Raw genomic sequence first — 25,127 nt, forward strand, 5'->3', positions numbered from 1 at the left:
TCGTTATGACCACTTCGATATCTCTCCAAAGCGCTCTCTCAAACGTGCTCATTAATAATAACCTACAATTACAGTTTTGTCAAGCATTTTTCCAAACTTTTTTTTGTTTTTTGATTCTTTTTAAATTGTATACAAAATATGCTATTTTAATCCGCGTAAATATCAATATCTAGTATCTGTTCTTTCATGCTTCCTTTCTCTGTTTTTCATCTTCGCAAACTTTTTTCAAAAATATTTTCAAAAAAGTTTGTTATTCAAACCCGGCTTTGTCCGGGCTTCCTGTTTCCGCAGGCTTTCCCTTTTCTTTTCCTTCAGAAATTTTTCGCGGACATATCATTGCCCTACACGCAATCCATCCTTTCCTATCATAAAAGAATAAGGAGGCACCAGGTCTCCTCGTTCTTATCCTAATAATTCCCGAACCATTTTCTTATCGAAAACTACTTTATTCACATGATTTACTTCGATCTGGTAAAGAGCGTTGGCTGCAATATGTTCTGCTGCCTGCTCCAGATTACGGATTCCCGATGTATCCGAATACCGGCTGATCACTTCATCCAGTGCCTCCGGAAGGATCTCACATTCTTCCTCTCTCATGCTCATCCGTTTCAATACCTTAGGAAGCGCAAATTTCGAGAAGATGATTTTCTTTTCCTCTTCCGTATAATCCGGAATATCGATCACTGCGAAACGTGACATTAACGGTGCGCTGATCTTTGAGCGGTCGTTGGCCGTCGCGATCGGGTAAACTCCACCCGTCGGGATCATGCACTCCATATAGTTATCCGTAAATCCAAGGTTATCCAGCAGCGTCAAAAGAACATCCGCCGGATTTCCGTTTCCTTTTCCAGACGCAGCCTTGTCGAGCTCGTTGATGATGAACACAAGATTCGACTGGCCGGACAGCGAAAATGCCTCCATGATGATTCCCGGCTTCGCATTTGCGTATACACGGGAGCTTCCTGTCAGCTGCTCCGGGTCATTGATGGAGCTCATGTCCAGGGTCGTCCACGGCAGTTTTAAGATCCTCGCTACCGCGTAAGCGATCTGGGATTTTCCCGTTCCCGCCGGTCCGATGAGAAGGATTCCGTAAGCCGGGAGCGTGTGGGTACGGTTAATCTGGATGATCGTCTCGATGATCCTCTGCTTTACCCGCTCCATTCCATACAGCTCCTCATCCAGAATCCGTCTCGCCTCTTCCGGATCGATGGCCTCAAAATAGTTGCTCTTCCACTGGATGTTCATCATGATGGACAGCGCTCTCTGGGCATGACGGCGCTCTTCCGGTGACACCTCATGGGAATTTGCCACCGCAAGGTTTCTTCTTGCCCACAGGCGGATATTATCCGGAAGTGTTCCTCCCGCACATGTCATGAAATCCGTGATGCTCTGAAGGCTGGTCAGCTTCATATCATCTCCATCTTCCGCTGCCTCTTCCTCCGACACTTCTTCTGCCGGGGCACTGCTCGCCTGAAGACGTCCGATCATATACTGTAAGAAGCCATCTTCCGCAGAAAGCTTTGTTCCGCCGCCAAAGGCGATCTCCCTGATCTTGTACACTGCATATCCGTCCGCCTCATTGGAGCCGGAAAGACGCACGTTGATCTTATTTTCTCCCAGCCATTTCAGCAGTTTCACAAAACGCGCGTCTATTTTTAAGATATCGGCGCTGTGTGTTCTGCCGTCTTCATCCTCAAATTCAAAGGCCGTCTCCCGTACCGGGTTCGTAAACACACCTTTGGAATGGTGCTCCCACTGTTTTTCCCGGTTGTCCAGGACCAGGATCGGATGTTCCGGAGTTGCCGTGGTCTCATTGGAACGAAATAACGTAAATGTGCATTTCGCGTTCTTTCTCTCTTCTTTTGCTTCCGCATTAAAATCAAAAACTGACATGTTTTTCTCCCTTGTACAGAAGTGCCTCCGCGATCACCATATCCTCCGGAGTCGTCACTTTAATATTAGAATAGCTGCCTTCCACGAATTTTACCTTTGTATCCGTCATCAGCTCTACCACCATCGCGTCGTCCGTGATATGGCTGCGGTCTGCCCCCGGTGCGAAGATCTTCTCATACGCACGATAGATCAGCTCAAACCGGAATGCCTGCGGGGTCTGGATCTGCCACAGGGTGCTGCGGTCCGGGGTGCTCTCGGAAAATCCGTCCGCGTCCGCCACTTTGATCGTATCCTTTACCGGCATCGCTGCCACGCAGGCAGAATAGCTGCAGGCGCCATCCACTGCGCGCGCAATGATCTCCCCGTCCACAAGCGGTCTCGCCCCATCATGAATCAGGACGATCCCATCTTCCGGGAATCCTGCTGCCTTCAAAGCGCAGAGACCGTTCCAGACAGAGTCATACCGCTCTTTTCCGCCCGGCACGACCTGTTTCACGCTGGAAAACCCATAGGCCTCCACGATATCCTTCCTGCAGAATTCCACCTCGTCCGCCCCGGTCACCAGGATGATCGTATCCATCCCGCTCATCTCAAACGCACGCAGGGCATGGACCAGCACCGGCTCTCCGTTTAAGAGCAGATACTGTTTCGCCACCTTGCTGTGCATCCGTTTTCCATGACCGGCCGCCAGAACGATCGCAGCTTTTTTTACCTGTTCCATTACCGTTCTCCCAGTTTCAGGTTCGGAACCGCATTCAGATCCCAGCCTGCGCGCACTCCGTTGATGTATTCATAATATCCGGCCGCGCCGATCATCGCCGCATTGTCGGTACAGAAGATCGGTGACGGATAGTAAAACTCGATCCCGGCTTTCTCACATGCCGCTTTCATTCCGGCACGGAGGGCAGAGTTCGATGCGACACCTCCCGCGATCGCAAGCTTCTTATAGCCAAATTCCTTTGTTGCAGCGATCGCGCGGCTCACAAGAACATCCACCACTGCGTTCTGGAACGAAGCACAGAGATCCGGGACATTGATCGTCTCGCCCTTCATCTCCGCCTGGTTGATATAGTTTAAGACAGCGGATTTCATACCGCTGAAGCTGAAATCATACTGGGATCCGCCAACCTTCGCACGCGGGAACTCCATGGCATGCGGATTTCCCTCTTTTGCCGCCTTGTCAACCTTCGGTCCGCCCGGATATCCGAGTCCGACCGCGCGGGCAACCTTATCGAAAGCCTCTCCGGCCGCGTCATCCATCGTGCGTCCGATGATCTCAAACTCGCCGTAATCCTTTACGATCACAAGGTGGGTATGTCCGCCGGACACGATCTCGCAGACAAACGGCGGCTCCAGATCCGGATGCTCGATAAAGTTCGCGGAAACATGTCCCTCGATGTGATGGACCGGAACCAGCGGTTTCTTTGCCGCATAGGCGATCGCCTTCGCAGCCGCAACTCCGACAAGAAGAGCACCCACAAGACCCGGACCGTAAGTCACCGCGATCGCCGTGATCTCGCCCAGAGTCATATGCGCCTCATCAAGGGCAGCCTGAACCACCTGGTTTACCTTCTCAATATGCTTTCTCGATGCGATCTCCGGCACTACGCCGCCATAGAGCGTGTGGAGCGCGATCTGGGATGAGATCACGTTGGACAGCACCTCACGTCCATTCTTTACGACGGAAGCTGCCGTCTCGTCACAGGAGCTCTCGATTGCAAGTATATATACGTCTTCTTCAACACTGTGTATCTTCATTTTCTAATCCTCGTCAAATCCAAGTTCTGCAGACCAGCCATCGCGGGCGGTCTTGATCTTCGGGAAAATCTCCCTGATCTCATTCAAATATTCCTCCGGATGCATCAACGACGGGCTGTAATGCGTCAGCCACATCTCCCTCGGATTCGCTTCCTTTCCGAGCTTCGCTGCCTCCTGGAACATCATGTGCTTATTCTCCCGCGCATTCGCGATCTTCTCCTTCTCGCCGTACATGCCCTCACAGATAAAAAGATCATTATCCGCAGCATATTCCGCGATCGCCGGGACCGGGCGCGTGTCAGTCGTGTAAGTCACAGAAATCCCGCGGCGCTTCTCGCCCAACACCATATCCGGCGTCAGGGTCCGTCCCTCATGCTCGATCGTCTCGCCCTTCTGGAGTCTGCTCCAGAACTTCTGCGGGATCTCCTGCGCTCTCGCCCGCTCCACATCAAACTTGCCGTTCCTCGGGATCGTGATACGGTAGCCGTAGCAGGTAACACGGTGATTCACACGAAACGCATCGACCACATACGGCCCCGCCTGGAACTTCTCCCTCGGCTCCGTGAGCTCCTTAAACACAAGCGGAAACGGAAGCTCCGGCGCGATCGTCCGGAGCGCGCCGACAACCCGCTCCAGCCCCTTCGGACCCACAAGAAGCACCGGCTCCGTCCGCTCCGCATTTCCCATCGTCAAAAGAAAACCCGGAAGCCCACTGATATGGTCCGCATGATAATGCGTAAAACAGATCACGTCCACCGGTTTCGGACTCCATCCCTTTTCCTTCAAAGCAATCTGGGTCCCCTCGCCGCAGTCAATCAACAGATTACTGCCGTCACAGCGCGCCATCATAGACGTCAGCCAACGATACGGCAGCGGCTGCATGCCCCCGGTCCCCAGTAAACAGATATCTAACATGTAATTTCCTCTGCATTCTATCATAATGGCGGGGTCAAAAAAACTTTTGTCCCCTTTGATACTAAATTTATCAAGTCTGCACGTATCATACCATAAAGCGCCAGTCATATGCAAGAGATGCAGCCCTTATTCCTCAGGAAAGAAACCATCGAAAGACACCTTATACTCCCATCGATGTGCCCGCCACGAGCGTCCCATCTGCAATACACAGCGGTGAGCTTCCGATCAGGAGTGCATTGATCCGGGGATCTGGTTCCACTTGGCTCGCGGACAGATGCGTTGGAGGACAGGGGACACTTGTCTGAGCGCAGCGAGTTGTGTCCCCTGTCCTCCGCCCTTAGCAGCCATCCGCAAGCTTAGTGGAACCATCCCCGCATCCCCAGCACTCCTGAGTGGAAGCTCACCGCGTACCCCCCCCCACCAACAAAAAAGGCAGGCAACCTCTCCAGCCGCCCGCCTTGATCCTTTTACAGCATCTCGATTTCCTCCTCCACCTCCACCGCAACCCGGAACTCCCCCGTCACCTCATCATAGCACTCCTCACACAGATCAAAATGGTGAACCTCCCCATCCTTCTCCGAAAAGAAATCCCACGCATGATCCGACGAAAACACGCCTTCCCGCACGATCCCATTCCTCACTGCCAACTTCCTTCCGCACCTGTTGCAGATCACGCTCTCCAACCGACCGTCTTTTCCGTATTTTCTCATATTTCTCTTTTCCTCCGCCTTCATCATCCCCGGTTCCCCCGGAGTCCCCTACAGTATAGCGGAAAAAATCATGATTTTAAGTGGGAATCGATGGAACCGGCCGTCTCCACATGATGAGCGCGTCCTCCACCGGATCATGATAATAATTCTTCCGAACAGCCTCCGCCTGAAAACCATAGAATTTATAAAGGTTTATCGCAGGCGTGTTCCCGGCACGCACCTCCAGAGTCAAATCCGGTGCCTCCTTCTCCCTTGAAGAGATTTCCAGACGATCCATGAGTTTCTTTGACTCCCCATGTCCCCTGTATTCCGGAAGCACAGCGATCCTCATAAGCTCCCCTTCCCCTGCGAGAAACCGGAAATTCGCATACCCGATCACGGAATTCTTCTCGTCCGCAAGCACCCAGGCCTCGTCCCACTCGCTCTCCAGCATATCGGAGAGAAGCTTCTCCGACCATGCATCGGAAAAACAAGTCTGTTCGATCCGTTCCACCGCCGGAAGATCATCCGCAGTCATCGCACGAAGAATCGTCTCCGCCTTTCCCGCGGACTTCGCCTCATCGCTACTATCCTTTGTGTATTTGTTGTAATTATTAGAATTTTCATGAATATTGTTTATTTCCACTATATTCTCCTTTTTTGCTGCATTGCAGCCATTCCCAATGATCGGTCCATCTGCATCCCGCCCAGATCGCTTCGCCGGAAAATTTCTCTGCATATACAGACTGCCGGGAACGAAAGTCCCGGCAGAATCGTATGATGCAATATTCGATTCATGAATAAACGTAACTGTTCAGTACCCTCACACCTACAAGAGCCTCCCCACGGAGCTTCCCTTCAGATGTATGGCAAGTTACGAGCAAAAATGCATTCCAAATCGGCTTTGCCGATGGGATTTTTTCCTTCCTATCCATGTTTTTCAGAATTGTAAACGCAGAAATCGTGAAACACTTCCACATTCGTGCGATCAGAAAACTCTTACCGTTTCTTCTCCGGCGTAAAATCTCCTTCAATGACCTTCCACGCCGCCTCGACACTGAAATACTCACGAATATACTTCTGCGTCTCCTCGCACATTCTGCGACACTCCGCCGGATCCTGGTACATCTTGACAACCTCATCGGCAAACGCCTCCGGTCCGTCAGCGACCTTCATGACGCGTTCCGCCTCCGGGATTCCCTCGGAACCGATGGAAGTAGTGACGATGGCCGATCCATTATAGACCGCCTCGACAACCTTTCCCTTGACTCCGGCACCGTAACGCAGCGGAACCACAACGATCCGGGATGTCGCATAAAGAGATGCAAGCTCTTCCTCTGTGACGAAGCCCTTGACGATGATGCCGCTTCCCGGCTGCTCAAGCGCCTTGATCTCATCTGTCACCTTGGATCCGACAACATAGAAGTTCACATCAAGCTTCTGTCTGATCAGCGGGAAGATCTCCTTTGCGAACCAGAGAACCGCGTCAGCATTCGGCGGATGCGCGAATCCACCGACAAACAGCAGTCCTTCTCTCTTTTCGAAGTCCTTGTCGATATTCTCCAGGAACTTCTCGTAGACATAGGCAGTGATCGCCCTGATCTTGTACTCCGGATGGATCGCATGGATTGCTTCTTCCTCCACGTAAGACGGATAGTAGGATACCGCCGCCTTCTCCATCAGGGAGAACTCGATGGATTTCCAGTAATCGGACTCCCGCTTTTTCTGGATATCGCCGGTGAGCTCATACTCCCGGTATTCTCTTAAGAAATGCAGGTCATGTCCGTAGTAGATCACCTTGATATTGGTGTTCTTCTTGATAAAGTCAATATATTTGATCGCGATATGCGGACGGTTCAGGTACGCAAAATCGATCTCGTCCTTATTCTTTGTCAGCCAGTCCCAGATTCCTGCCTGGTATCCCGGTCCGTATAAGATCTCCACGCCCATCTGCTGGAGTGTCGTCGAGTACGGCTCCTCGTGAAGGAAGTTGTCTCCGAGGAATTTCACGGAATATCCCATCTTCACAAACATTTTCAGATACTGATAGGTTGTCTTGGATCCCGCATCCTTATCAAATGTCGGAACATAGTGGTCCACAACAAGGATCACCGGCTTCTTCTGGCTTCTCTCACGGGCACGGAACGGGTTCGGATTGCCTGTGTTGACAGACTGCTTTTTGAACTCCTCCGCCCACTTCTCTTTTAATTTTCTGCTGTTCTCCACCTGGTAGCGCTTCAGACCGGTTCCGTTGACATCGGTACCGTTGGAGACGCCCTCAAAGTGGATGACCTTCGATAACGGCTGGTAGACCACGCGGTATCCGGCTTTTCTCACCTCAAATGCAAGATCGGAGTCCTCACAGTATGCCGGTGCAAACAGCTCATCAAAGCCACCGATCTGCTTCCAGAGATCCGTCGAGAGCAGGATCGCCGCGCCGGAGATGTAGTCCACATCCTTCACGTAGTTGTACTCCGGTTTCTCCGGATCATCGAGACGGCCATAATTCCAGCCGGAACCATCGCTCCAGATAATTCCTCCAGCTTCCTGAAGACGTCCGTCCGGGTACACGAGCTTGGAACCGACCATTCCGATCGTCGGATTCGACTCGATCAGGTTCACAAGGGAGGAAAGCCAGCCCGGTGTTACCTGGGTGTCATTGTTTAAGAACATGACATACTTGCCGCGGGCCGCCTTCGCAGCCTGGTTGCAGTTTCTTAAAAATCCCTGGTTTGTCTTGTTTCTGCAGATCACGAGATTCTCCGCGTACAGGGAGAGTTCCTTTGTCGCATCCGTGGACACGTCATCCGCAATGATGATCTCGTAAGTCACATCCTTCGTGTTCTCCAGGATTGAGAGCAGGCAGGCATATGTGTAGTGGATCTGGTTGTAGACCGGGATCACGATGGAAACGGTCGGATGCTCCACATAGTCAAAGTGCAGCTTTCCGTGTTCCAGGTAACCGGCGCCGATCTTGAAATCTCCACGGATCCTGTTTCGTCCGTCCTTCGTGAAATACAGCTTTCCGTATTTTCCCGGATGGAAGACGGTATTCTTGAAATATCCAGCGATCTTTCTCTTTCTCGTGCCCTTCGGCATGACTTTATCCACAGCGTGATGGCATTTCCGGAGAATTTTCCACATGATCGCCTCATGTTTCGACAGATACTGCAGGTCTCCCGCCATTCTCGCATTCTCGCTTCTGAGACTTGTGATGATGTTCTCAAGATTCGTCACATGATTGTTGGTGAGGCGCTGGACCTCCTGCTGTTTCATGATCGTGACATCTTTCTCGGAGATCTCCTGCTTTAAATTCTCACACCAGTCTTTTACCTTGTAGAGCTCGCTCTCACGGTCTAAAAGGAACTCGACCGTCTTTGTCGGCTGCTCATACTGCTTCATGTAACCGAAGGAACCGGCATCATGAACATAGGACTGGAACGCCTTTTCCATTCCGCCAAAAACAGCCTGCTCTTCCGCTGTAATCCCAAAATGCGCGTATAGGTCCTCTTCTTTAACGTTCAGCACCTTCTCATAACGTCTGTAGAAATATAAGAGATTGCGGTATTTTAAGAATTTCTCCGGGATCGGGAAGTCAAATACCCACTCGTAGTCGATCCCGTAGATACAGTTCTCATTTTCCGGGACCATAAGGTTCTCGAAGAGTCCGTCCACGTTGGACACGGAAACCGCCTGATCGCTGATCTCCGGGACTTTCCCGAATACCGCCTCAAATTCCGGCGTTGCCTCAAATTTCTTCTCGTCAGGGTCTTCCGGGAACAGGACGTTCATCACCTTCTCAAGTTCCTGATACGGAACTTCCCCCATGACGATCGCCTCGCCCAGGGCGTCCCCTACGGTCTTACCGTTTAAGTACTGGAAAGAAACCGTCTTCTGATCCTTTTTCCACTCCGGTTTTAAAAAGCGGACGGCCGGATTCAGATCGCGGATCTTCTCATATTTTTCCCCGAATGAGCGGATATGCGCCTCGCCGGCTTTCGTGAGAGCTGTCTTCTCGACAGTGAGAACTCCGTCCTCGCGCACGATCTCCGTTTTTAACTGGAACTGCTCCGCTCTGGTCCGGTTGTATTTTACAAATAAAATCTGTCTCATGCCTTCCCCTTTTCCCACATGCCAAGAAATGAGTTCGTGAACTTCGCGAAATCTCCATTTCTGCATGCGTTCGCCATGGCTTTCTCCTCGTTTCCGAACCAGAGTCCCGGACCGTCAAGACGGGCGGAGATATTCGTCACATCGCCGGTCTGCGGGAGATAGTCATCAGAGTAGAGAGTTACCGGATAACGGTAATCCGGAACCGGGTAGTAGAGCATTGCGGTTCCGCCAAATTTCTCTTTTAAGTCCTCAAACAGGCCGCGGAACTCCACCTCTAGGAAGGAGTGCTCAAATGGTTCCGCTCCCATGAAATAGCGGACGCCGGACTCATTCTCAGCCGCTGCTAAGAGTTTTCCTCCCGGTCTCACAAGGGATGCCGCTCTCTCGAGCAGATCCGCTGCCCCGCTTTTCTCTGTCGCGGAAAGCATGGACGGCAGGATCACATAGTCGAATCCAGCTTTATAGAGCGCGTCCAGCTCCGCTGCTGCACGTTCTTTTCCCTTGTACTCTTTCCACCCAAGAGACTCTGCATCTGCCTTCGGAAGTTCCCCGCGGATCAGGAAGAGATTTTTCTTTTCTCCATGCCTTCTCCGGTTCACCTCCAGATTCTCATCCCGCTGATCCAGAACGACCACCTCACCGGCACGCTCTGTAAAAAGTCCGGTACAGGAACCGTAGTCGGATCCGACCTGGAGAACCCGGTCATTTTTTTTCATTTCCAGCCACTCGAAAAGATTTTCCCTTAACGGAGAAAATGCGTAGAGACACCACGGGCTTGTTTCTCCCCGCAGTGCCGCCTCCGCATCTCCTTTATACTTTTCGAGCAGGTCAAGAAGTTCATAACTGTAATCCTTCATCTTTTTCTCCCGCTATGTGTCACAGACATTTTTCCCGGATCCTGCCGGTCTTTTCAGACAGATCCTGCTGTCAAAATGCCATGTTCTGGTCTTATGCTTTTGTCAACGATGTCTCCACTTCCGATTCCATGTCATACACACCGACCGTATTCTTATTGGAGATCACCGTAAGGTTTGCGATATTGTACAGGCGGTGGTATACCACATGTTCCTCACCCTCAAAGCCTGTACAGCTCATGGAGAGAAGATACTCGCCGCCCTGCAGTGTCATCTTCTGGGTAAAGGAAACATCGTAGACATCGCCGTCTCCCACCGGTTTGATGTCACAGCCCTCATACATGGTGTTCGTTCCGGTGAGATCCGTTCCCTTCTTGTCACGGATCGTATAGGTAAAGATCGGACACTTGATCGGCGCATGGAAGCGGATCCGCTCCCTGATCGTGAACATCTCTCCCTTTAGCAGGAGATTTGTGAGGTTTCCTCTCGCGTCAAAAAGCCCCAGATCAAAGATCTCTGCCCGTCCGTCTCCGTACTCGGTTCGGTCAGTGTTGATGGTGATCTTATCCTTCATGAGGGATCCATCAGAATGGGCTTTCTCAGCCTTCACGTTCTTTTCTTCGCCCAGCATACCGCCGGAATAGTCGCTCTCCAGCTCTTCCTTTAAGGAATCCAGCTGGTTTGCCAGGATCTTCTTATAGAGATCCACCATATGGCCCGGCTCACCTTCCGCGATGAACTCGCCCTTGTTTAAGAGAACGACCTTATCGCAGTATTTGATGATACTGCCCATATCGTGGGTAACCATGAGGATCGTTGTTCCCCTCTGCTTGATCTCCTCCATCTTCCGGTAACATTTTGCCTGAAAGAATACGTCTCCGACGGACAGGGCCTCGTCGACGATCAGGATCTCCGGCTCCACGTTAATGTTAAGCGCAAATGCCAAACGGACGAACATACCGCTGGAGTATGTCTTCACCGGCTGATAGACAAAATCGCCGATATCCGCAAAATCCAGAATATCCTGCAGCTTTTCATCCATCTCTTTCCGGGAATACCCCATCATGGTGCCGTTCATATAGATATTTTCAATTCCGGTGTAGTCCATATTGAACCCGGCTCCAAGTTCCAGAAGCGCGGAGATCTTTCCCTCCACGTCCACCTGACCGGTGGTCGGTGTGAGGACGCCGGTGATGATCTTTAAGATCGTTGATTTTCCGGAACCGTTCGTTCCGATAATGCCCACGGTCTGACCCTTTTCTACATTGAAGGAGAGACCATTTAAGGCATAGAAATCCTTGTGATAGCTTTTATGTGTCGGGCTTAAGGACTCTTTCAGTCGATCAATCGGCTTGTCGTAGAGTCTGTACACCTTCGTCACGTCTTTTACTGTAATCGCATTGGCAGACATGGTTTCCTCCTACAATACATCTGAGAAATGCGGACGGAGCCGCTTGAATACTTTGAGTCCCACTAACATGGTGATCAGGGTCACTGCCCAGAAATACACGGTCAGTGTCGGACGCATGAAGAACCAGTCTCCCGTCAGCATGCTGTCACGGTATCCCGCCGCGATATAATAAAACGGGTTCAGTTTCAGGATCATCGGAGCCATCGTCAAGCCCTTATCTAAGAATAACTGTTCACTGTACATGATCGGGGTCAGCCACATGCCGAACTGCAGGCAGATGCTGACGATCTGTGCCATATCCTTAAAGAATACCTGGATCGCACTCGTAAGGTACGTGAGCGCCAGAGCGTACATGGATGTGGCAAAGGAGTAATAAATGATCTGGATCCAGGAAAGTTCCGGTTTTTTGCCGCTGATCAGGAACACGAAGAACATGATCAGGACGAAAAATACATGCACAAACAGACAGGAGATCAGCTTGATCACCGGCAGGATCTCCACTTTGAATACTACTTTTTTTACCAGATAATTGTACTCCTGAAGGCATCCCGTTCCGCAGTTCAAGGCTTCAGAGAAGAAGAACCACGGGGCGATGCCCGGAATCAGCCACTGGACGTATGAGGCGTTCGGCACCGGCGGCGCACTCTTGAATCCGATCGGACCGAAGATGAGCCAGTAGATCAGGACGGTGACGATCGGCTGGATGAACATCCAGACAACGCCAAAATAGGAGCCGACAAAACGTTTTCTGAAATCTGCCTTGGAAAGCTCCCAGATCAGTTTTCTTTTTGCCACCAGCTCCTTCAGTAATGAAGTCAAATAATTCACGCTTTTACAACCTTTCTATTGATGCAGTTCCTGGCAGCGCCCTATGTCGCTAAATGCGGAAAAATGCCTACGCAAACAAGTTTGCGACACATCTTGCCGCATTTGGCGCCGCACTGCTAATTACTAACGATCAAACTTGAAGATCTCTTTGAATCCCGGCCATTTCTGGTCTTTCTCAGAGATGATGAGCTGCATATCCGGCGTGATCGGCCACTTTACGCCGATGGTCTCATCGTTCCATGCAAGTCCGCCCTCGTCACCCGGATGATAGAAATCGGTACACTTGTAGGCAAACTCTGCCTCGTCGGAGAGGACAACAAAGCCGTGTGCGAAACCTTCCGGAATGTAGAACTGTTTCTTGTTCTCTGCGGAGAGCTCAACTCCGAACCACTTTCCGTATGTCTTGGAGTGTGTTCTTAAGTCAACCGCTACATCGAACACGGTTCCGCGTACCGCACGGACAAGCTTGCCCTGCGGGAACTGTTTCTGGAAGTGAAGGCCGCGGAGTACACCCTTTACGGACATCGACTGGTTATCCTGTACGAATACCATATTGAGTCCTGCCTCTTTGAAGTCATTCTGGTTGTATGTCTCCATAAAGTATCCGCGCTCGTCGTTGAATACGGTCGGCTCGATTACATGAAGGCCCTCGATTACCATTCCATCTGTTTCACAGGAAGAAACTTTAATCTTTCCCATAGTCTTTTACCTCACCTTTTTATAAATTTACGGCTGTGCTTGTTTTCTCTTTCGGCATATGTCCGTTTCATTTCCGGAGTAAAAGCATATGCTTTTTCCGGATCAGCCGCTGTATTTCCGCCATTTTTCGGCATTTCCGCACTACATCATACCACCCGGAGTGCAGAATGACAATATTTTTCTGCTCTGACCTGCCACACAGCCATTGATATAGAGGAATATGCAGCAAATCAGTTTACATAATTGTAACTATTCAGTACCTTCATAGTTACACGCAAAAATCCATTCCAGATCAGCTTCGCTGATGGGATTTTTGCCTCCTATCCTATGTTTTCTTACGGTCAGCGCAGCAAGTGTGCAGACCTACTGAACAGTTACACATAATTTTCAACTCTATTTCCAGTAATTCCGGTTCATAGATAACTTAACTACCAATGCCTTCGGCAGCTTTTTATACCTCTTCCCGGCGAGATATCCCATATATTTAAACCCGCTGTCCACCACAAGCTTCGGCACGAGGTATGCATGCCCTGTTTTTACCAGCCAGCGCGCGGTGTCCTTCACCATGCGGATCCCCTCGCCCTCAGACCGGATCCCGGAGAATACATCGGGATGATCCGCCTGAGAGATTGCAAGATCGAAATTTCTGTGGAACTGCTCCACCGCCGTGTAGTTGTGGGAGTGGATCACTCTCGCGTCTGCCGCATAGCAGACCGCATATCCGTTCTTCATGGCCTTCGCCGCGAAGATCATGTCCTCATTGAAGATCGTCTTCCGGATAAATCCCCCCAGCTCCATATAGATCTCCCGCTTATATGCCGCACAGACATTGGAACAAAAGTACGTCTTGATTCCAAGCGTGTCGAGATCCGAGAGCCTCTTTATCCGGCTTTTGTCCGGATAGTTGAACTCTCTCGTGTGGCGCTCGATGATATTGCAGTCCTTTGCGGGAAGCTGTCTCGCATATGCCACGGCGATATCCTTCTCTGAAAAAAGCGCGTCCGTCAGGGCTTTTAAGAGCCCCGTGTCCGCCGGAAGCGCGTCGTGAGTCATGCAGACACAGACATCCGCGTCGGAATGTTCGATCCCTGCATTTCTCGTGGCACCGTGGTCAAATTCTTCCTTCGTCACATGGTACACGGAGAGATTTTCCGGGAGTCTTCCCGGTTCCAGAGTCTCCGTCCACTTATCCCACAGGGACTTTTCTGTATTCATGACGATCAGCCGATCCACCGGTACGGTCTGGTGTCCCAACTGGCCAAATAATTCCAACAATCTGTTTCCCGGACCGTAGACCGGGATGATCACATCAACCTTCATTATGTTTTTGTGCTCTCTCTTTCTGTTTCATAAAGCCTGCCGAAAAGATTCCGAAAAATACCATCAGTGCGGCCATCAAAAGCATGTATACAAAGGAACCGCCCTGAATCCCGCCCATCCGGACAAACCAGCCGGAGGAAAGGACCGCCAGCACACTGACGAAAGCATATCCAAGAATGATGAACTTCTGTTTCTGCATAATTATGAGCGAATAATAAAACAGGTTCATGAACGCATTCAGTGCTCCTCCGAGGATGATGAGTACCAGTGCCGCACGGCAGGTGGAAAGCCCCTCCCGCAGGTTCGGATACAGCAGGCTGATCACCGGAATGCCGAGCAGCCATGCGCCGCCCACCGCGAGGACTGTCAGCGCCGCAATGATCAGGGCAAGATTCCTGATGATCTTCCGGAATGCTTTTAAGTGGCCTGTCTCCCAGTCCACCGCGAGCTTTGTGAGGTACGGGCGGATCACGAATCCGGCAACCAGGTTGATCACGCTGGTCGGCATAAAGATCGCGCCGTAGACTGCGAGATCACGGTCTGCCATATGGGCCTCGATGGCGTATTTTGATGCGGAAAAGATATAGAAGTCCAGAACCACCGAGAAAAATAACAGAATATTATCCCGGAAGAGCTGGAATTTCTTTCCGCGCCCCGACTTCCATGTCACATTCGGGAGTTCCCGGATCACAAGGACATCGAACAGGAGAAAGCCTGCGATCTGTGCGCCCACCGCCCAGATACTGGCCGTCAGAAGTTCTCCCGTCAGTGCGAGGCTTCCGAGGAAACATGCCACGGAGAGGAGCGTCCGGAATGCATTGGATTTTCCTGTCAGATACAGTCTTCCGCCGCGCTGGAATTCCGCCTCGTATGTATCTGCCAGAGCATCGATGACCTTGTAGACCACCATCAGGAAGACGATGGCCGCTTTCTCAAAGGTATAGCCGCTGACCATCACATAGCTAAAGCCCACAAGGATCGCGAGGCCGCAGGTGATGAGACGCAGCCCGAGATAGTCACCGAAGGTGTACTTCTCCCCGGTATCCGTGATCTGGAACGGACGGATACCGAAGTACGCCGCCATGAACATGTGCTGTCCGAAGGTCGTAAAGGCAAAGGTAAACACCCCGCCCGCATCCTCGCCCGCGAGCTGGACAACGGCAATGGAAAGTACCATGGAAGCAAAGGCGTAGAGAAAGCTTCCGATCATGTTCCAGATGATGTTCTTCTGCTCCGATACTGCGGATCCGTCACCGATAATGAGGCGAGCAAATCCATGAGGCATTTTCGAACTGTTACTCATTTCCGAATTCCTTCTTTACGCAGGAAAATGCGGATTCGATGACCTTATCCATATCATAGTAACGGTATTCCGCGAGTCTTCCTCCGAAGATCACATTCTCCTCTTTTCCGGCGAGTTCTGCGTACTTCTTATATAATTCCTGATTTTTCTCGTCATTGACCGGATAATACGGCTCCATGCCCTCGGTCCACTCCGCCGGATACTCTCTCGTGATGACCGTCTTCTCCTGTGTTCCGAACTCAAAATGCTTGTGTTCAATGATCCTCGTGTAGGGAGTTTCGCGGTCCGTGTAGTTGATGACCGCATTGCCCTGGTAGTTGTCGCAGTCTAAGACTTCCGTTTCAAACCGCAGGCTGCGGTACTGGAGTTTTCCGAAGCAGTAGTCAAAATAGCTGTCAATGGTTCCTGTATACACGACCTTGTCCGCAAGCGCATCATATTTCGCTTTATCCGCCAGATAGTCGGTTCCAAGGCGGATCTCACAGCCCTCAAAGAGCTTTTCTGTGATCTTATTGTAGCCGCCGATCGGGATCCCCTGATAGAGATCGTTAAAGTAGTTGTTGTCATAGGTGTAGCGCACCGGAAGACGTTTGATGATGAAAGCCGGGAGCTCCTTGCAGTCTCTGCCCCACTGTTTCTCAGTGTAGCCCTTGACAAGCTTCTGGTAGATATGGGTTCCCACAAGGCTGATGGCCTGCTCTTCCAGGTTCTTCGGCTCGCCCTTGATGACCTTTCTCTGCTCGTTGATGATCTTTTTTGCCTCCTCCGGAGTGGAGATTCCCCACATGCGGCTGAAGGTATTCATATTGAACGGCATGTTGTACATCTCGCCCTTGTAGTTCGCAACCGGGCTGTTTGTGTAGCGGTTGAATTCCACGAGGCTGTTCACAAAGTTCCAGACTTCCTTGTTACTGGTATGGAAGATATGGGCGCCGTAGCGGTGTACGTTGATGCCCTCGATATTTTCGCAGTAGATGTTTCCGCCTGCATGTCCTCTCTTCTCAAGAACGAGGCAGGTCTTTCCGGCTTTTTTTGCGTAGTACGCGAAAACTCCGGCGAAAAGTCCGCTGCCCACTAACAGGTAATCATATTGTTTCTTCATATAGACTGTTCTCCTCATTGTCCCGGCTTTTCTGCGCCGATGTATTTTGCAGCATGGGTGAGCTGGATTTTGTGTCCTGCTGCCTGAATTACTCTTCTTCCTTAACAAAGATTTTTTCTTTCGGAAGAATTTCGCGGACCTCCTCCACGAGCTGGACTGCCGCAAACAGGGCAGATCCGGCAAAAATAAAGATATCACCCAGGTTGAAGACCACTTTTTTCAGTTTCTTCCACTGGATGCTGAAATAGTCCACCACATATCCGCGTTTGAGCCGGTCATAAAGGTTGCTCGCTCCGCCGGCCAGCACCAGGGTCAGCGCCGTCTTCTCCAGCACGCGTCCCTTCTTTCCGATCACATACGCCCATGCACCGGCTACCGCTGACAGCATGCAGACCGGGACCATCTCCACAAGTTTCGGGTATTCCTTCATGAATCCGAAGGAAAAGCCCGGATTGTGGTTTTTGTAGAGGCGGATCAGGCCGCCTGATTCTTTCACGGTTTTCGGGAATTCTTCATCGGGTCTGGCTTCGATCTCTTTTTTCACAGCCAGATCTGTAAGCGCAAGCGTCGTTCCGAATGTCAAAAATCCAAACATTGCGATTCCCCTTTCTTTTCTATCTTACATGATTGCATACTTTCACAGATATCCTTATATTACAACATTTTAAAGGGTCCGTCCATATATTTCTTATTTCACGGTCAGACCGCGGCGCCATTTTCACACGTTTTCTTACCCATTTCATTTACGCCTCTCGTTCCTCTTCCCGTTTTCTGATCCTGTAATTTTTTTGGGAACATGTGCCCTTGTCCCTCATATACATATATAGTATGAACCATTTTCTGCGGAGTATCAGCCATGTCATGTACAAATTCTGTCGCGTCGGAAGATTTTGCGGATTTTATCGCGCCTTATTTTACTACACCTGAAGAGTTTATTCGTTCACAGGGGACAGACTGCATTGATTTTGTGAATTCTACACTGGCGGTCGTCTATGTTCCGCTCTCCACGGTGACACCTTCTACTTATACTTCCTATACATATTCGGCAGTTCCGAAGCTATATAGTCTTCTGGATGTCACAAGTATGGATGCTGCCGGGATCACGCCAGCGGGGGAGCTTCCGGTGCTGAACAATCAGGGCGCGGGAGTTATTGTGGGATTTGTGGATACGGGGATCAATTATACAGATTCGCTGTTTCGGAATGTAGATGGAAGTACAAGAATTATTGGGATATGGGACCAGACAAATAATTCAGATAATTCTAACAATATAGAGAATGAAACTGTAAAACCATTTTCTGCCTTCTCAGCTCTCTACGGCACGCAATACACTGCCGAGGAGATCAACCTGGCCCTGAACTCCGACAATCCCGCCTCCATCGTCCCCACCCGGGACGAAAACGGACATGGAACATTTCTCGCTTCCATTGCCGCCGGGAACCGGGATGAACGGGCGGGATTTTCCGGGGCGGCACCGCAGGCATCCATCGCCATGGTGAAATTAAAACCCGCCAAGCAGTATCTCCGTGACTTCTACCTGATCCAGGACGGGGCAGAGGCCTACCAGGAAAACGATATCATGATGGGCGTCTCCTATCTCTATTTTCTCGCCAGAAAATACTCCATGCCCCTCGTCGTCTGCATTCCTCTCGGCACCAATATAGGAAGCCACATGGGAATGAGCCGCCTCGGGCAGTATTTAAACCAGGTCAGCCTTTCTAACGGTTCCGCCGTCATCACCGCTGCCGGGAACGAGACCGGGGCAAGACATCACTTCCGGGCTGTCATGGACGCAAGCACGGATGAAGTCACCGCGGAGCTGCGGGTGGGGGAACGGGAAGCCGGTTTTTCCATGGAACTTTGGGCAGAGAACATGGGTGTCTACACGGTAGGCTTTATCTCACCGACCGGCGAAGTTGCGCGGGAGATTTCCGTTCCGCTCCGGGGCGAGAACACGGTGTCCTTTCTCCTGGAACAGACCCAGATCACAGTCTACACCCAGATCGCCGATGTGAGCGCCGGAAGCCAGTTTATCTTTATGCGCTTCGAAAACCCCATGTCCGGGATCTGGCGGATCCTGATACGGAACTCTCTGGACATCCGTGAGACCTTTCATCTCTGGCTGCCGGTCCGGGGCTTTATCACCGATGAGACCTATTTTCTCCGCCCGGATCCCGATACGATCATCACAGATCCCGGAAATGCCCGGTATCCCATCACTGTCACCGCCTACGACCACACCAAAAACAGCATCTACATCCACGCCAGCCGCGGCTACAGCCTGTCCGGCCGGATAAAGCCGGACCTCGCTGCCCCGGGTGTCAACATCTTAGGCGCGTCCGTCTCAGGAAGACGTCTCACAAGAATGTCCGGCACCTCCGTCTCCGCCGCCCACCTCGCCGGTGCCGCGGCGATCCTGTTGAACTGGGGCGTCCTCAATGCAAATTATCCGTATCTCAACACGCCGGTGCTAAAGTCCATCTTCGTCCGTGGGGCACAAAGAAATCCAGCGCTCACATACCCGAACCGTGAGTTCGGATATGGAACGCTGGATCTGTATGAAGCTTTTTTACATCTCAGAAACCTTTAATTTATAACATCCGATGCCGTGCAGACACTATCAGCGGGATTCATATTTATTCAGCTTTGTAACAGGCTTCCGTCGGCCCCGGCAGAGCAGCCGCCTTCTTGTCCGCCGTAGAATACTCCCGCATCTCGATCCGTGGGCCGCCATGTTTTTCCAGATACGCGCGGGTGATCGTCACAGAACCGATCTCCGGGTCCTTCGGGATCTCGAACATGATATCGAGCATGAACTCCTCGATGATCGCCCGGAGCGCTCTCGCACCGGTGTCTTTCTTTAAAGCCTGTTCCGCGATCCATTCCAATGCGTCATCATCAAAGTTTAAGTTGACTTCATCCATCGCGAGAAGCTTCCGGTACTGCTTTAAGATCGCATTCTTCGGCTCCTTTAAGATCCGCACCAGGAAGTCCTTCGTGAGTCCCTGGAGTGTCACTGTCACCGGAAGTCTTCCGAGGAACTCCGGGATCATTCCGAACTCCCTGAGATCCTGGTTTGTGACCTTTGAGAGAATGTCCGGATCCTTATCGTACTTGTCCTTCGGGTCGGAGCCGAATCCGATGGACGTTGTGTTCGTCAGGCGCTCCTTGATGATCGTTTCAAGATCCGGGAACGCACCTCCGCAGATAAAGAGGATATTGTCCGTGTTGACCATTTCCATCGGAGTCATGGCATTCTTCTGCCCTGTTCCGACCGGGACTTCCACATCCGCTCCCTCAAGAAGCTTTAAGAGCTCCTGCTGAACAGACTCACCGCTGACATCGCGGGTATTCGTGGACTTCTTCTTCGCGATCTTATCGATCTCATCGATGAATACGATCCCCATCTCCGCCTTCTGGATATCGCCGCCCGCCGCCGCGAGAAGCTTTGTGAGAACGCTCTCGATATCATCACCGATATATCCGGCTTCCGTCAGCGAAGTCGCGTCCGCGATCGCGAGCGGCACATCGAGAAGTTTCGCAAGTGTCTTTACAAGATACGTCTTACCACTTCCGGTCGGTCCGATCATCAGGATATTCGATTTTTCGATCTCAATATCTGTTCCGTACTTCTCCGCATCCGGGGATGTCTTTGAGAATACACGTTTATAATGGTTATAAACCGCGACGGAAATCACCTTTTTCGCCTGTTCCTGTCCGATCACATACTCGTCGAGCTGCGCCTTGATCGCGTGGGGAGCCGGGATCTCGCTGAGCTTGAACAGCTCTTTCTTCACTTTTTTCTTCTTTTTCTTTGAGCGTTTATGTCCCTGTCCCATCAGGGCTCCGAGGTCGATCTGACCGACCGGGATCCCGAAGATGTTTCCGAGCGGGATTCCTTCCATCTCTTCGCCGTCTTCTTCGAAATCTTCATTGTCATCAGACTCATCCGCGTCCTCCACAGTCTGGGTTTTGTCCTCATCCGCATTGTCTGCAGGATCAGCTGTATTTGCAGCAGTCTGCTCTTCCTCTTTTTCGCCGTCACCGGTATGTCCGATCACATCTTTAGCTTTTTCCGGATCCAGATACATATTTTTCAGCATCTCCGGCGTAAACCCAGACATCTTTGTCCAGTCCATACCGCTTCCCATCATCATGTCAAACGATCTCTGCATGCAGTCCCTGCACACGTTCAGTCCGCCCGGCAGTGTGATCATCTTTCCCGCCTGGTTCTCCGTCCGTCTGCACATGCAGCAGACTTTTTCATATCCGTTATTTCTGTTGTCTTCCAATGTATTTCTCCTGATCTTTCTATCGTTGCAAATATCCCGTATTTTCGCAGCCACCACATACGCTCTTTTTTCTGCAAAATGCGCTCAAAATCCACGGAATCTTTTTTCTTTCTGAATTTTTCAGAATTACCGTAACTGTTCAGTGCCCTCACAGTTACGAGCAAAAATCCATTTTAAATCGGCTTCGCCGATGGGATTTTTGCCTTCAAGCCTGTGTTTTATTACGGTCAGCGCAGCAAGTGCGCAGACCTACTGAATGATTACGAATTATCCACTATTATAATGCAAATCCGCAGGACTCGCAACAAAAAGCCTGCCGCAAAGTTCCAGACAGATGTGCTTTTTTGCTTAGCGCTATCTGAATCTTCCCCCCTGTATTTTTTTGAATTTTTTTGTAGTGAGGTTTTATGATGAAATTGTAGCAAAAAATTGGTGATAAGTTCAGTTTTTTGTGCAGCTTGTACACAGAGATGTTTATGGATGCAAATTTTCCGTTCGTCTCCCTGCACAGATTTTTGCATAATTGAACAATTACCAAAAAATAAGAGGGGGTATCTTATGATTACTTTACAGCTCGACATGTATCAGGCCTGCGCTCTCGGCGCACTCGTCTATTGTCTCGGACGACTCATGGTCAACAAACTTTCATTCTTAAGCAAGTACTGCATCCCGGCACCGGTTGCCGGCGGTATCGTATTTGCGCTGGCTCATCTGGCATTATATGCAGCCGGGATCCTGGAACTTTCCTTTGACACGACATTACAGAGTGTCTTCATGACGATCTTCTTCTGCAGCGTCGGATTCACAGCCTGCTTCCGTCTCTTAAAGAAAGGCGGCATCCAGGTATTCATGTTCCTCGGTCTCGCGGTCGCGATCTGTGTCATCCAGGACGCAGTCGGCAGCGGACTCGCAGCAGCCTTTGGTTTAAACCCGCTGCTCGGTTTATGTATGGGTTCCATGCCGTTAGTAGGAGGACACGGAACATCCGGTTCCTTCGGACCGCTTCTTGAGACGGATTATGCCGTTGTCGGCGCTACCACTGTTGCTCTCGCGGCAGCTACATACGGACTTGTATCCGGAAGCATGATGGGCGGCCCGATCGCCCGCGCCCGTGTTGAAAAACTCCACTTGAAATCCACAGCAGCTGAGGAAGGCAACGAGACAGCTGAGGTTATGCCGGCCGTTGATGGTCAGAAATTCACAACATCCGCAATGTTTTTAGCGGTTGCCATCGGTCTCGGTACTCTTATTTTCACCTTCTTCAAAGATGTATGCCACCTGACATTCCCGACTTACATCGGCGCTATGCTCGCAGCAGCAGCGATCCGCAATATCTGGGATGTCCAGAACAAAGAACTTCCGATGGTCGAGATCGACGCCCTGGGCGGACTTTCCTTAAACCTGTTCCTTTCCATGGCAATGATGAGCTTAAAGCTCTGGCAGTTAGCAGCGCTCGCTCTTCCGATGATCGTCATTCTTCTTGTCCAGACCGTTGTCATGTTCCTGTACGCAAACTTCGTTGTATTCAACGTGATGGGACGTGACTACGAGGCAGCTGCTATGACCACCGCTTTCTGCGGCTTCGGCATGGGCGCTACCCCGAACGCGATGGCAAACATGAGAGCACTCGTTGAGCGCTACGGTGCAGCTCCGAGAGCATTCTTCATCGTACCGCTTGTCGGAAGTCTGTTTGTAGACTTCTTCAACTCCATGGTACTGACGACATTCATGAATTTCCTGTAAATTCCATCTTCAGGAATTTCTGATAGATTCCTGCCGCGGCTCCTGTGTTTTCACCGTGCAGGGAAAAAACTCTATACCAAACCTTCCCCGCTGCCGGTTCCCAGACCGGATAGCAAAAAGCAGGAGCGCCTGTCCGGATGGCGCTCCTGCTTTTTATCTTTTCTTTCTGCCTCCCGCCTTAATCTGCGGGCTGCAGATCCTGTTCTGTTTCTGTTTTATTTGCCGATCTTTGACTGGCTCTGTGCCGGTTTCTGATCCTGGCTCTGGCTCTGATCCTGGCTCTGGCTCTGATCCTGGCTGTTTCCATTGTCAGCTTCTGCCGGACGGTTCTTTAAGGTTACCTGGACTTCTCTCTCCTGGTAGCTGCCGTTGACAAGAGACTGTACGGTAAGAGTTACAGTATCACCGGATTTATAGTAAGTTAAAAGCTTTGCAAGGTCTGCATAGTTGGAGATCTTCTCACCGTCTAACTTTGTGATGATGTCTTTCTCATGAAGGTCAGATCCTGCTGCTGCGGAGTCTTCCATGATCTTGTAAACATAGACACCCTGCGGCATTCCGTACATCTTTGCCATGGACTCGTCGATGTTCTGTAACTGGATCCCGAGATAGCCCTGTTCTGATTCGGAAACAGCGATCTTTGTGGTTCTTGTCATCAGATCATCGATGATCGCTTTTGCTTTGGAGATCGGGATCGCATAGCCGACGCCCTCAACACTTGTATCTGCATACTTTGCTTCATTGATACCGATGACCTCACCTTTGGAGTTTAAAAGAGCTCCGCCGCTGTTGCCCGGGTTGATGGCTGCATCTGTCTGAATCACGTTCTTTGTGGTATCGTCAACGTTGATCTCTCTGTTTAATGCACTGACATGTCCGACTGTGACGCTCTGGCCAAGTCCAAGTGCATTGCCGATCGCGATCACGCCCTGGCCCATCTTTAAGGAGTCGGAATCACCGAGTGTTGCCGCTTTGATCTTGCTCTTTGTGTCAGCGGAGATGCTGTCGAGCGGAACAGCGATCACTGCGAGGTCTGCCTCAGAATCGGTTCCCTTGATCGCTGCATCTGCGGTACTCTCATCTGCGAATGTGACCGTAAGACCTTCGGTGTCGCTGACAACGTGGTTGTTTGTGACGATCAGAAGCTCTGAGTCATTCTGTCCGACGATGATGCCGGAACCGCTGCTCGGAACTTCGTAAGTCTGGGACGGTCCGAACCAGCTGTTGCTCTGGTAGAGCTGGGTATTCGTGATCGATACAACGGACGGAAGTGTCGCATCCACGATCGCGGATACATCCTCAATAACAACACCGTTGCTGGATGATGTGGAGGTGTTCGCCGCCGGGACCTGGGAAGTCTGACCGATCGTCTCGCTGGAAGCGCTCGCCTGGGAACTCTGGTACGGGAACAGGGTGTTCGCCGCACGGTTGACTCCGTACATCGTACCTCCGGAGACAACACCGAAGAGAAGTGCCGCCGCTGTGACGAGAGCCGCTGTCTTCATATGCTGGTTCTTCTTCGGAGCATGGTGGCTGTTTCCGTTCTGATTCGGATTCTGTCCATGTCCCTGGTAGTAATCATACTGCTGATACGGGTTTGTGTACTGGTTCTGGTTTCCGTAATACTGCTGATGCTGCTGTCCGCCGTAGTAGGAACCGTTCTGGTTCTGATTCTGGGCATTTCCGTTATATGGCTGACCGCTCTGAGCACCGCCGAGTCTTCCGTAGATCTGTCTTCCGGTGTGTTCGCTCTGTCCCTGGGACTGCTGTGCATCCTGCGGGCGGTTCTGCGGCTGCTGTGCGTTCTGAACGTTCTGCGCATTTACCGGCTCCCCGCCGTCCTTCTTTTCATTTTCATTGTTCATTTCGTTCCATTTATTTTCATCATACATAACAGGTATCTCCTTTCTGTAACGAGTGATATTTCTGATCATTTCTTCTGCATCCGGATCAGCCTTTCTTCGGAAAACCTGTCTGCCAGATGCTTTCAGATCTTGTCTTTCGTATTTAAGGGATCTCTTTTTTCCTTCCCCTCAACTACATGACATAGTGTACCAGTGAATTGTGATGAAAGTGTGATGAATCATGGATAGTTCTGTGAAATGGAATCACATTTCTGTACACAGTGTCTTTTCGTTTAACCGGACGTTCTATAGGAATTTCCTATGAAACAGGAAATCCCGGGCTATATGAGGAGATCAGCCATT

At 50.9% G+C, this 25,127-nt stretch carries 19 protein-coding genes and 1 tRNA gene (1 of these 20 cut by a window edge); 2 read left to right on the plus strand and 18 right to left on the minus strand.

What is annotated here, in order from left to right; translation table 11 throughout:
• From ACXMYH_RS13020 to ACXMYH_RS13095, 16 genes are all read right to left on the minus strand, one after another.
• Positions 1-27: transfer RNA gene (locus ACXMYH_RS13020), tRNA-Ser, on the minus strand (it extends 59 nt beyond the left edge of the window).
• A gap of 375 nt (positions 28-402) precedes the next feature.
• On the minus strand, positions 403-1,893 hold the full coding sequence (locus ACXMYH_RS13025) for an AAA family ATPase (RefSeq protein ID WP_215702223.1): 1,491 nt from the start codon (positions 1,891-1,893) through the stop codon (positions 403-405).
• Complete coding sequence (ispD, locus tag ACXMYH_RS13030; RefSeq protein ID WP_215702222.1) at positions 1,880-2,614, minus strand: 2-C-methyl-D-erythritol 4-phosphate cytidylyltransferase; 735 nt, start codon at positions 2,612-2,614, stop codon at positions 1,880-1,882. The genes ACXMYH_RS13025 and ispD overlap by 14 nt, the downstream gene beginning before the upstream one ends.
• Complete coding sequence (gene tsaD, locus ACXMYH_RS13035; RefSeq protein ID WP_215702221.1) at positions 2,614-3,651, minus strand: tRNA (adenosine(37)-N6)-threonylcarbamoyltransferase complex transferase subunit TsaD; 1,038 nt, start codon at positions 3,649-3,651, stop codon at positions 2,614-2,616. Before tsaD ends, ispD begins: the two co-directional genes overlap by 1 nt.
• Before the next feature lie 3 nt (positions 3,652-3,654).
• The gene (locus ACXMYH_RS13040) at positions 3,655-4,566 is read right to left on the minus strand and encodes a ribonuclease Z (RefSeq protein WP_118322624.1); all 912 of its coding nucleotides are present in this window, start codon (positions 4,564-4,566) and stop codon (positions 3,655-3,657) included.
• Positions 4,567-5,033: 467 nt separating this feature from the next.
• Positions 5,034-5,276: a hypothetical protein gene (locus tag ACXMYH_RS13045; RefSeq protein WP_118299088.1), complete on the minus strand. Its 243-nt coding sequence runs from the start codon at positions 5,274-5,276 to the stop codon at positions 5,034-5,036.
• Positions 5,277-5,352: 76 nt separating this feature from the next.
• On the minus strand, positions 5,353-5,901 hold the full coding sequence (rimI, locus tag ACXMYH_RS13050) for a ribosomal protein S18-alanine N-acetyltransferase (protein ID WP_329752633.1): 549 nt from the start codon (positions 5,899-5,901) through the stop codon (positions 5,353-5,355).
• Positions 5,902-6,254: 353 nt separating this feature from the next.
• Positions 6,255-9,368: a glycosyltransferase gene (locus ACXMYH_RS13055; RefSeq protein WP_486555033.1), complete on the minus strand. Its 3,114-nt coding sequence runs from the start codon at positions 9,366-9,368 to the stop codon at positions 6,255-6,257.
• A complete protein-coding gene (locus tag ACXMYH_RS13060) occupies positions 9,365-10,225 on the minus strand; it encodes a class I SAM-dependent methyltransferase (protein WP_486555034.1) in 861 nt (286 codons plus the stop codon). Before ACXMYH_RS13060 ends, ACXMYH_RS13055 begins: the two co-directional genes overlap by 4 nt.
• Positions 10,226-10,316: 91 nt before the next feature.
• Complete coding sequence (locus tag ACXMYH_RS13065; protein ID WP_142412726.1) at positions 10,317-11,633, minus strand: ABC transporter ATP-binding protein; 1,317 nt, start codon at positions 11,631-11,633, stop codon at positions 10,317-10,319.
• Between the two features lie 9 nt (positions 11,634-11,642).
• Positions 11,643-12,428: an ABC transporter permease gene (locus tag ACXMYH_RS13070; RefSeq protein ID WP_485663125.1), complete on the minus strand. Its 786-nt coding sequence runs from the start codon at positions 12,426-12,428 to the stop codon at positions 11,643-11,645.
• 156 nt (positions 12,429-12,584) lie between these two features.
• Entirely contained in the window at positions 12,585-13,160 is a 576-nt protein-coding gene (rfbC, locus tag ACXMYH_RS13075) for a dTDP-4-dehydrorhamnose 3,5-epimerase (RefSeq protein WP_015553895.1), read from the minus strand.
• A gap of 393 nt (positions 13,161-13,553) precedes the next feature.
• On the minus strand, positions 13,554-14,480 hold the full coding sequence (locus tag ACXMYH_RS13080) for a glycosyltransferase family 2 protein (RefSeq protein WP_486555035.1): 927 nt from the start codon (positions 14,478-14,480) through the stop codon (positions 13,554-13,556).
• Positions 14,470-15,783, minus strand: coding sequence for a lipopolysaccharide biosynthesis protein (locus ACXMYH_RS13085; RefSeq protein ID WP_486555036.1), 1,314 nt, complete (start codon positions 15,781-15,783; stop codon positions 14,470-14,472). The genes ACXMYH_RS13080 and ACXMYH_RS13085 overlap by 11 nt, the downstream gene beginning before the upstream one ends.
• Positions 15,776-16,885 carry a UDP-galactopyranose mutase gene (gene glf, locus ACXMYH_RS13090; protein ID WP_118533307.1) on the minus strand — a complete coding sequence of 370 codons (1,110 nt, stop codon included), beginning with the start codon at positions 16,883-16,885 and terminating at the stop codon, positions 15,776-15,778. The genes ACXMYH_RS13085 and glf overlap by 8 nt, the downstream gene beginning before the upstream one ends.
• Positions 16,886-16,973: 88 nt before the next feature.
• Positions 16,974-17,480, minus strand: a complete 507-nt coding sequence (locus ACXMYH_RS13095) for a signal peptidase II (protein WP_118533309.1) — start codon at positions 17,478-17,480, stop codon at positions 16,974-16,976.
• A 261-nt stretch (positions 17,481-17,741) separates the two neighbouring features.
• On the opposite strand from ACXMYH_RS13095, the gene ACXMYH_RS13100 reads away from it, so the two are divergent.
• Positions 17,742-19,475: a S8 family peptidase gene (locus tag ACXMYH_RS13100; RefSeq protein WP_486555037.1), complete on the plus strand. Its 1,734-nt coding sequence runs from the start codon at positions 17,742-17,744 to the stop codon at positions 19,473-19,475.
• 46 nt (positions 19,476-19,521) lie between these two features.
• Here the strand turns inward: ACXMYH_RS13100 and clpX are convergent, their stop codons facing one another.
• On the minus strand, positions 19,522-21,135 hold the full coding sequence (clpX, locus tag ACXMYH_RS13105; RefSeq protein ID WP_486555863.1) for an ATP-dependent Clp protease ATP-binding subunit ClpX: 1,614 nt from the start codon (positions 21,133-21,135) through the stop codon (positions 19,522-19,524).
• 600 nt (positions 21,136-21,735) lie between these two features.
• On the opposite strand from clpX, the gene gltS reads away from it, so the two are divergent.
• A complete protein-coding gene (gene gltS, locus ACXMYH_RS13110; RefSeq protein ID WP_118533313.1) occupies positions 21,736-22,920 on the plus strand; it encodes a sodium/glutamate symporter in 1,185 nt (394 codons plus the stop codon).
• Between the two features lie 215 nt (positions 22,921-23,135).
• Here the strand turns inward: gltS and ACXMYH_RS13115 are convergent, their stop codons facing one another.
• Positions 23,136-24,812: a S1C family serine protease gene (locus tag ACXMYH_RS13115; protein WP_486555038.1), complete on the minus strand. Its 1,677-nt coding sequence runs from the start codon at positions 24,810-24,812 to the stop codon at positions 23,136-23,138.
• Between the last annotated feature and the right edge of the window lie 315 nt (positions 24,813-25,127).

This window comes from Pilosibacter sp. NGB245 (assembly GCF_057397225.1).

Bases quoted from the DNA above. Each gene is read 5' to 3' on its own strand.
- ACXMYH_RS13095 (WP_118533309.1), bottom strand. From the start codon at position 17,480: ATGTTTGGATTTTTGACATTCGGAACGACGCTTGCGCTTACAGATCTG.
- ACXMYH_RS13025 (WP_215702223.1), bottom strand. From the start codon at position 1,893: ATGTCAGTTTTTGATTTTAATGCGGAAGCAAAAGAAGAGAGAAAGAAC.
- gltS (WP_118533313.1), top strand. From the start codon at position 21,736: ATGATTACTTTACAGCTCGACATGTATCAGGCCTGCGCTCTCGGCGCA.
- glf (WP_118533307.1), bottom strand. From the start codon at position 16,885: ATGAAGAAACAATATGATTACCTGTTAGTGGGCAGCGGACTTTTCGCC.
- tsaD (WP_215702221.1), bottom strand. From the start codon at position 3,651: ATGAAGATACACAGTGTTGAAGAAGACGTATATATACTTGCAATCGAG.
- ACXMYH_RS13065 (WP_142412726.1), bottom strand. From the start codon at position 11,633: ATGTCTGCCAATGCGATTACAGTAAAAGACGTGACGAAGGTGTACAGA.
- rfbC (WP_015553895.1), bottom strand. From the start codon at position 13,160: ATGGGAAAGATTAAAGTTTCTTCCTGTGAAACAGATGGAATGGTAATC.
- ACXMYH_RS13080 (WP_486555035.1), bottom strand. From the start codon at position 14,480: ATGAAGGTTGATGTGATCATCCCGGTCTACGGTCCGGGAAACAGATTG.
- ACXMYH_RS13045 (WP_118299088.1), bottom strand. From the start codon at position 5,276: ATGAGAAAATACGGAAAAGACGGTCGGTTGGAGAGCGTGATCTGCAAC.
- ACXMYH_RS13100 (WP_486555037.1), top strand. From the start codon at position 17,742: ATGTCATGTACAAATTCTGTCGCGTCGGAAGATTTTGCGGATTTTATC.
- ACXMYH_RS13085 (WP_486555036.1), bottom strand. From the start codon at position 15,783: ATGAGTAACAGTTCGAAAATGCCTCATGGATTTGCTCGCCTCATTATC.
- ispD (WP_215702222.1), bottom strand. From the start codon at position 2,614: ATGGAACAGGTAAAAAAAGCTGCGATCGTTCTGGCGGCCGGTCATGGA.
- ACXMYH_RS13060 (WP_486555034.1), bottom strand. From the start codon at position 10,225: ATGAAGGATTACAGTTATGAACTTCTTGACCTGCTCGAAAAGTATAAA.
- ACXMYH_RS13115 (WP_486555038.1), bottom strand. From the start codon at position 24,812: ATGTATGATGAAAATAAATGGAACGAAATGAACAATGAAAATGAAAAG.
- ACXMYH_RS13040 (WP_118322624.1), bottom strand. From the start codon at position 4,566: ATGTTAGATATCTGTTTACTGGGGACCGGGGGCATGCAGCCGCTGCCG.
- clpX (WP_486555863.1), bottom strand. From the start codon at position 21,135: ATGTGCAGACGGACGGAGAACCAGGCGGGAAAGATGATCACACTGCCG.
- ACXMYH_RS13055 (WP_486555033.1), bottom strand. From the start codon at position 9,368: ATGAGACAGATTTTATTTGTAAAATACAACCGGACCAGAGCGGAGCAG.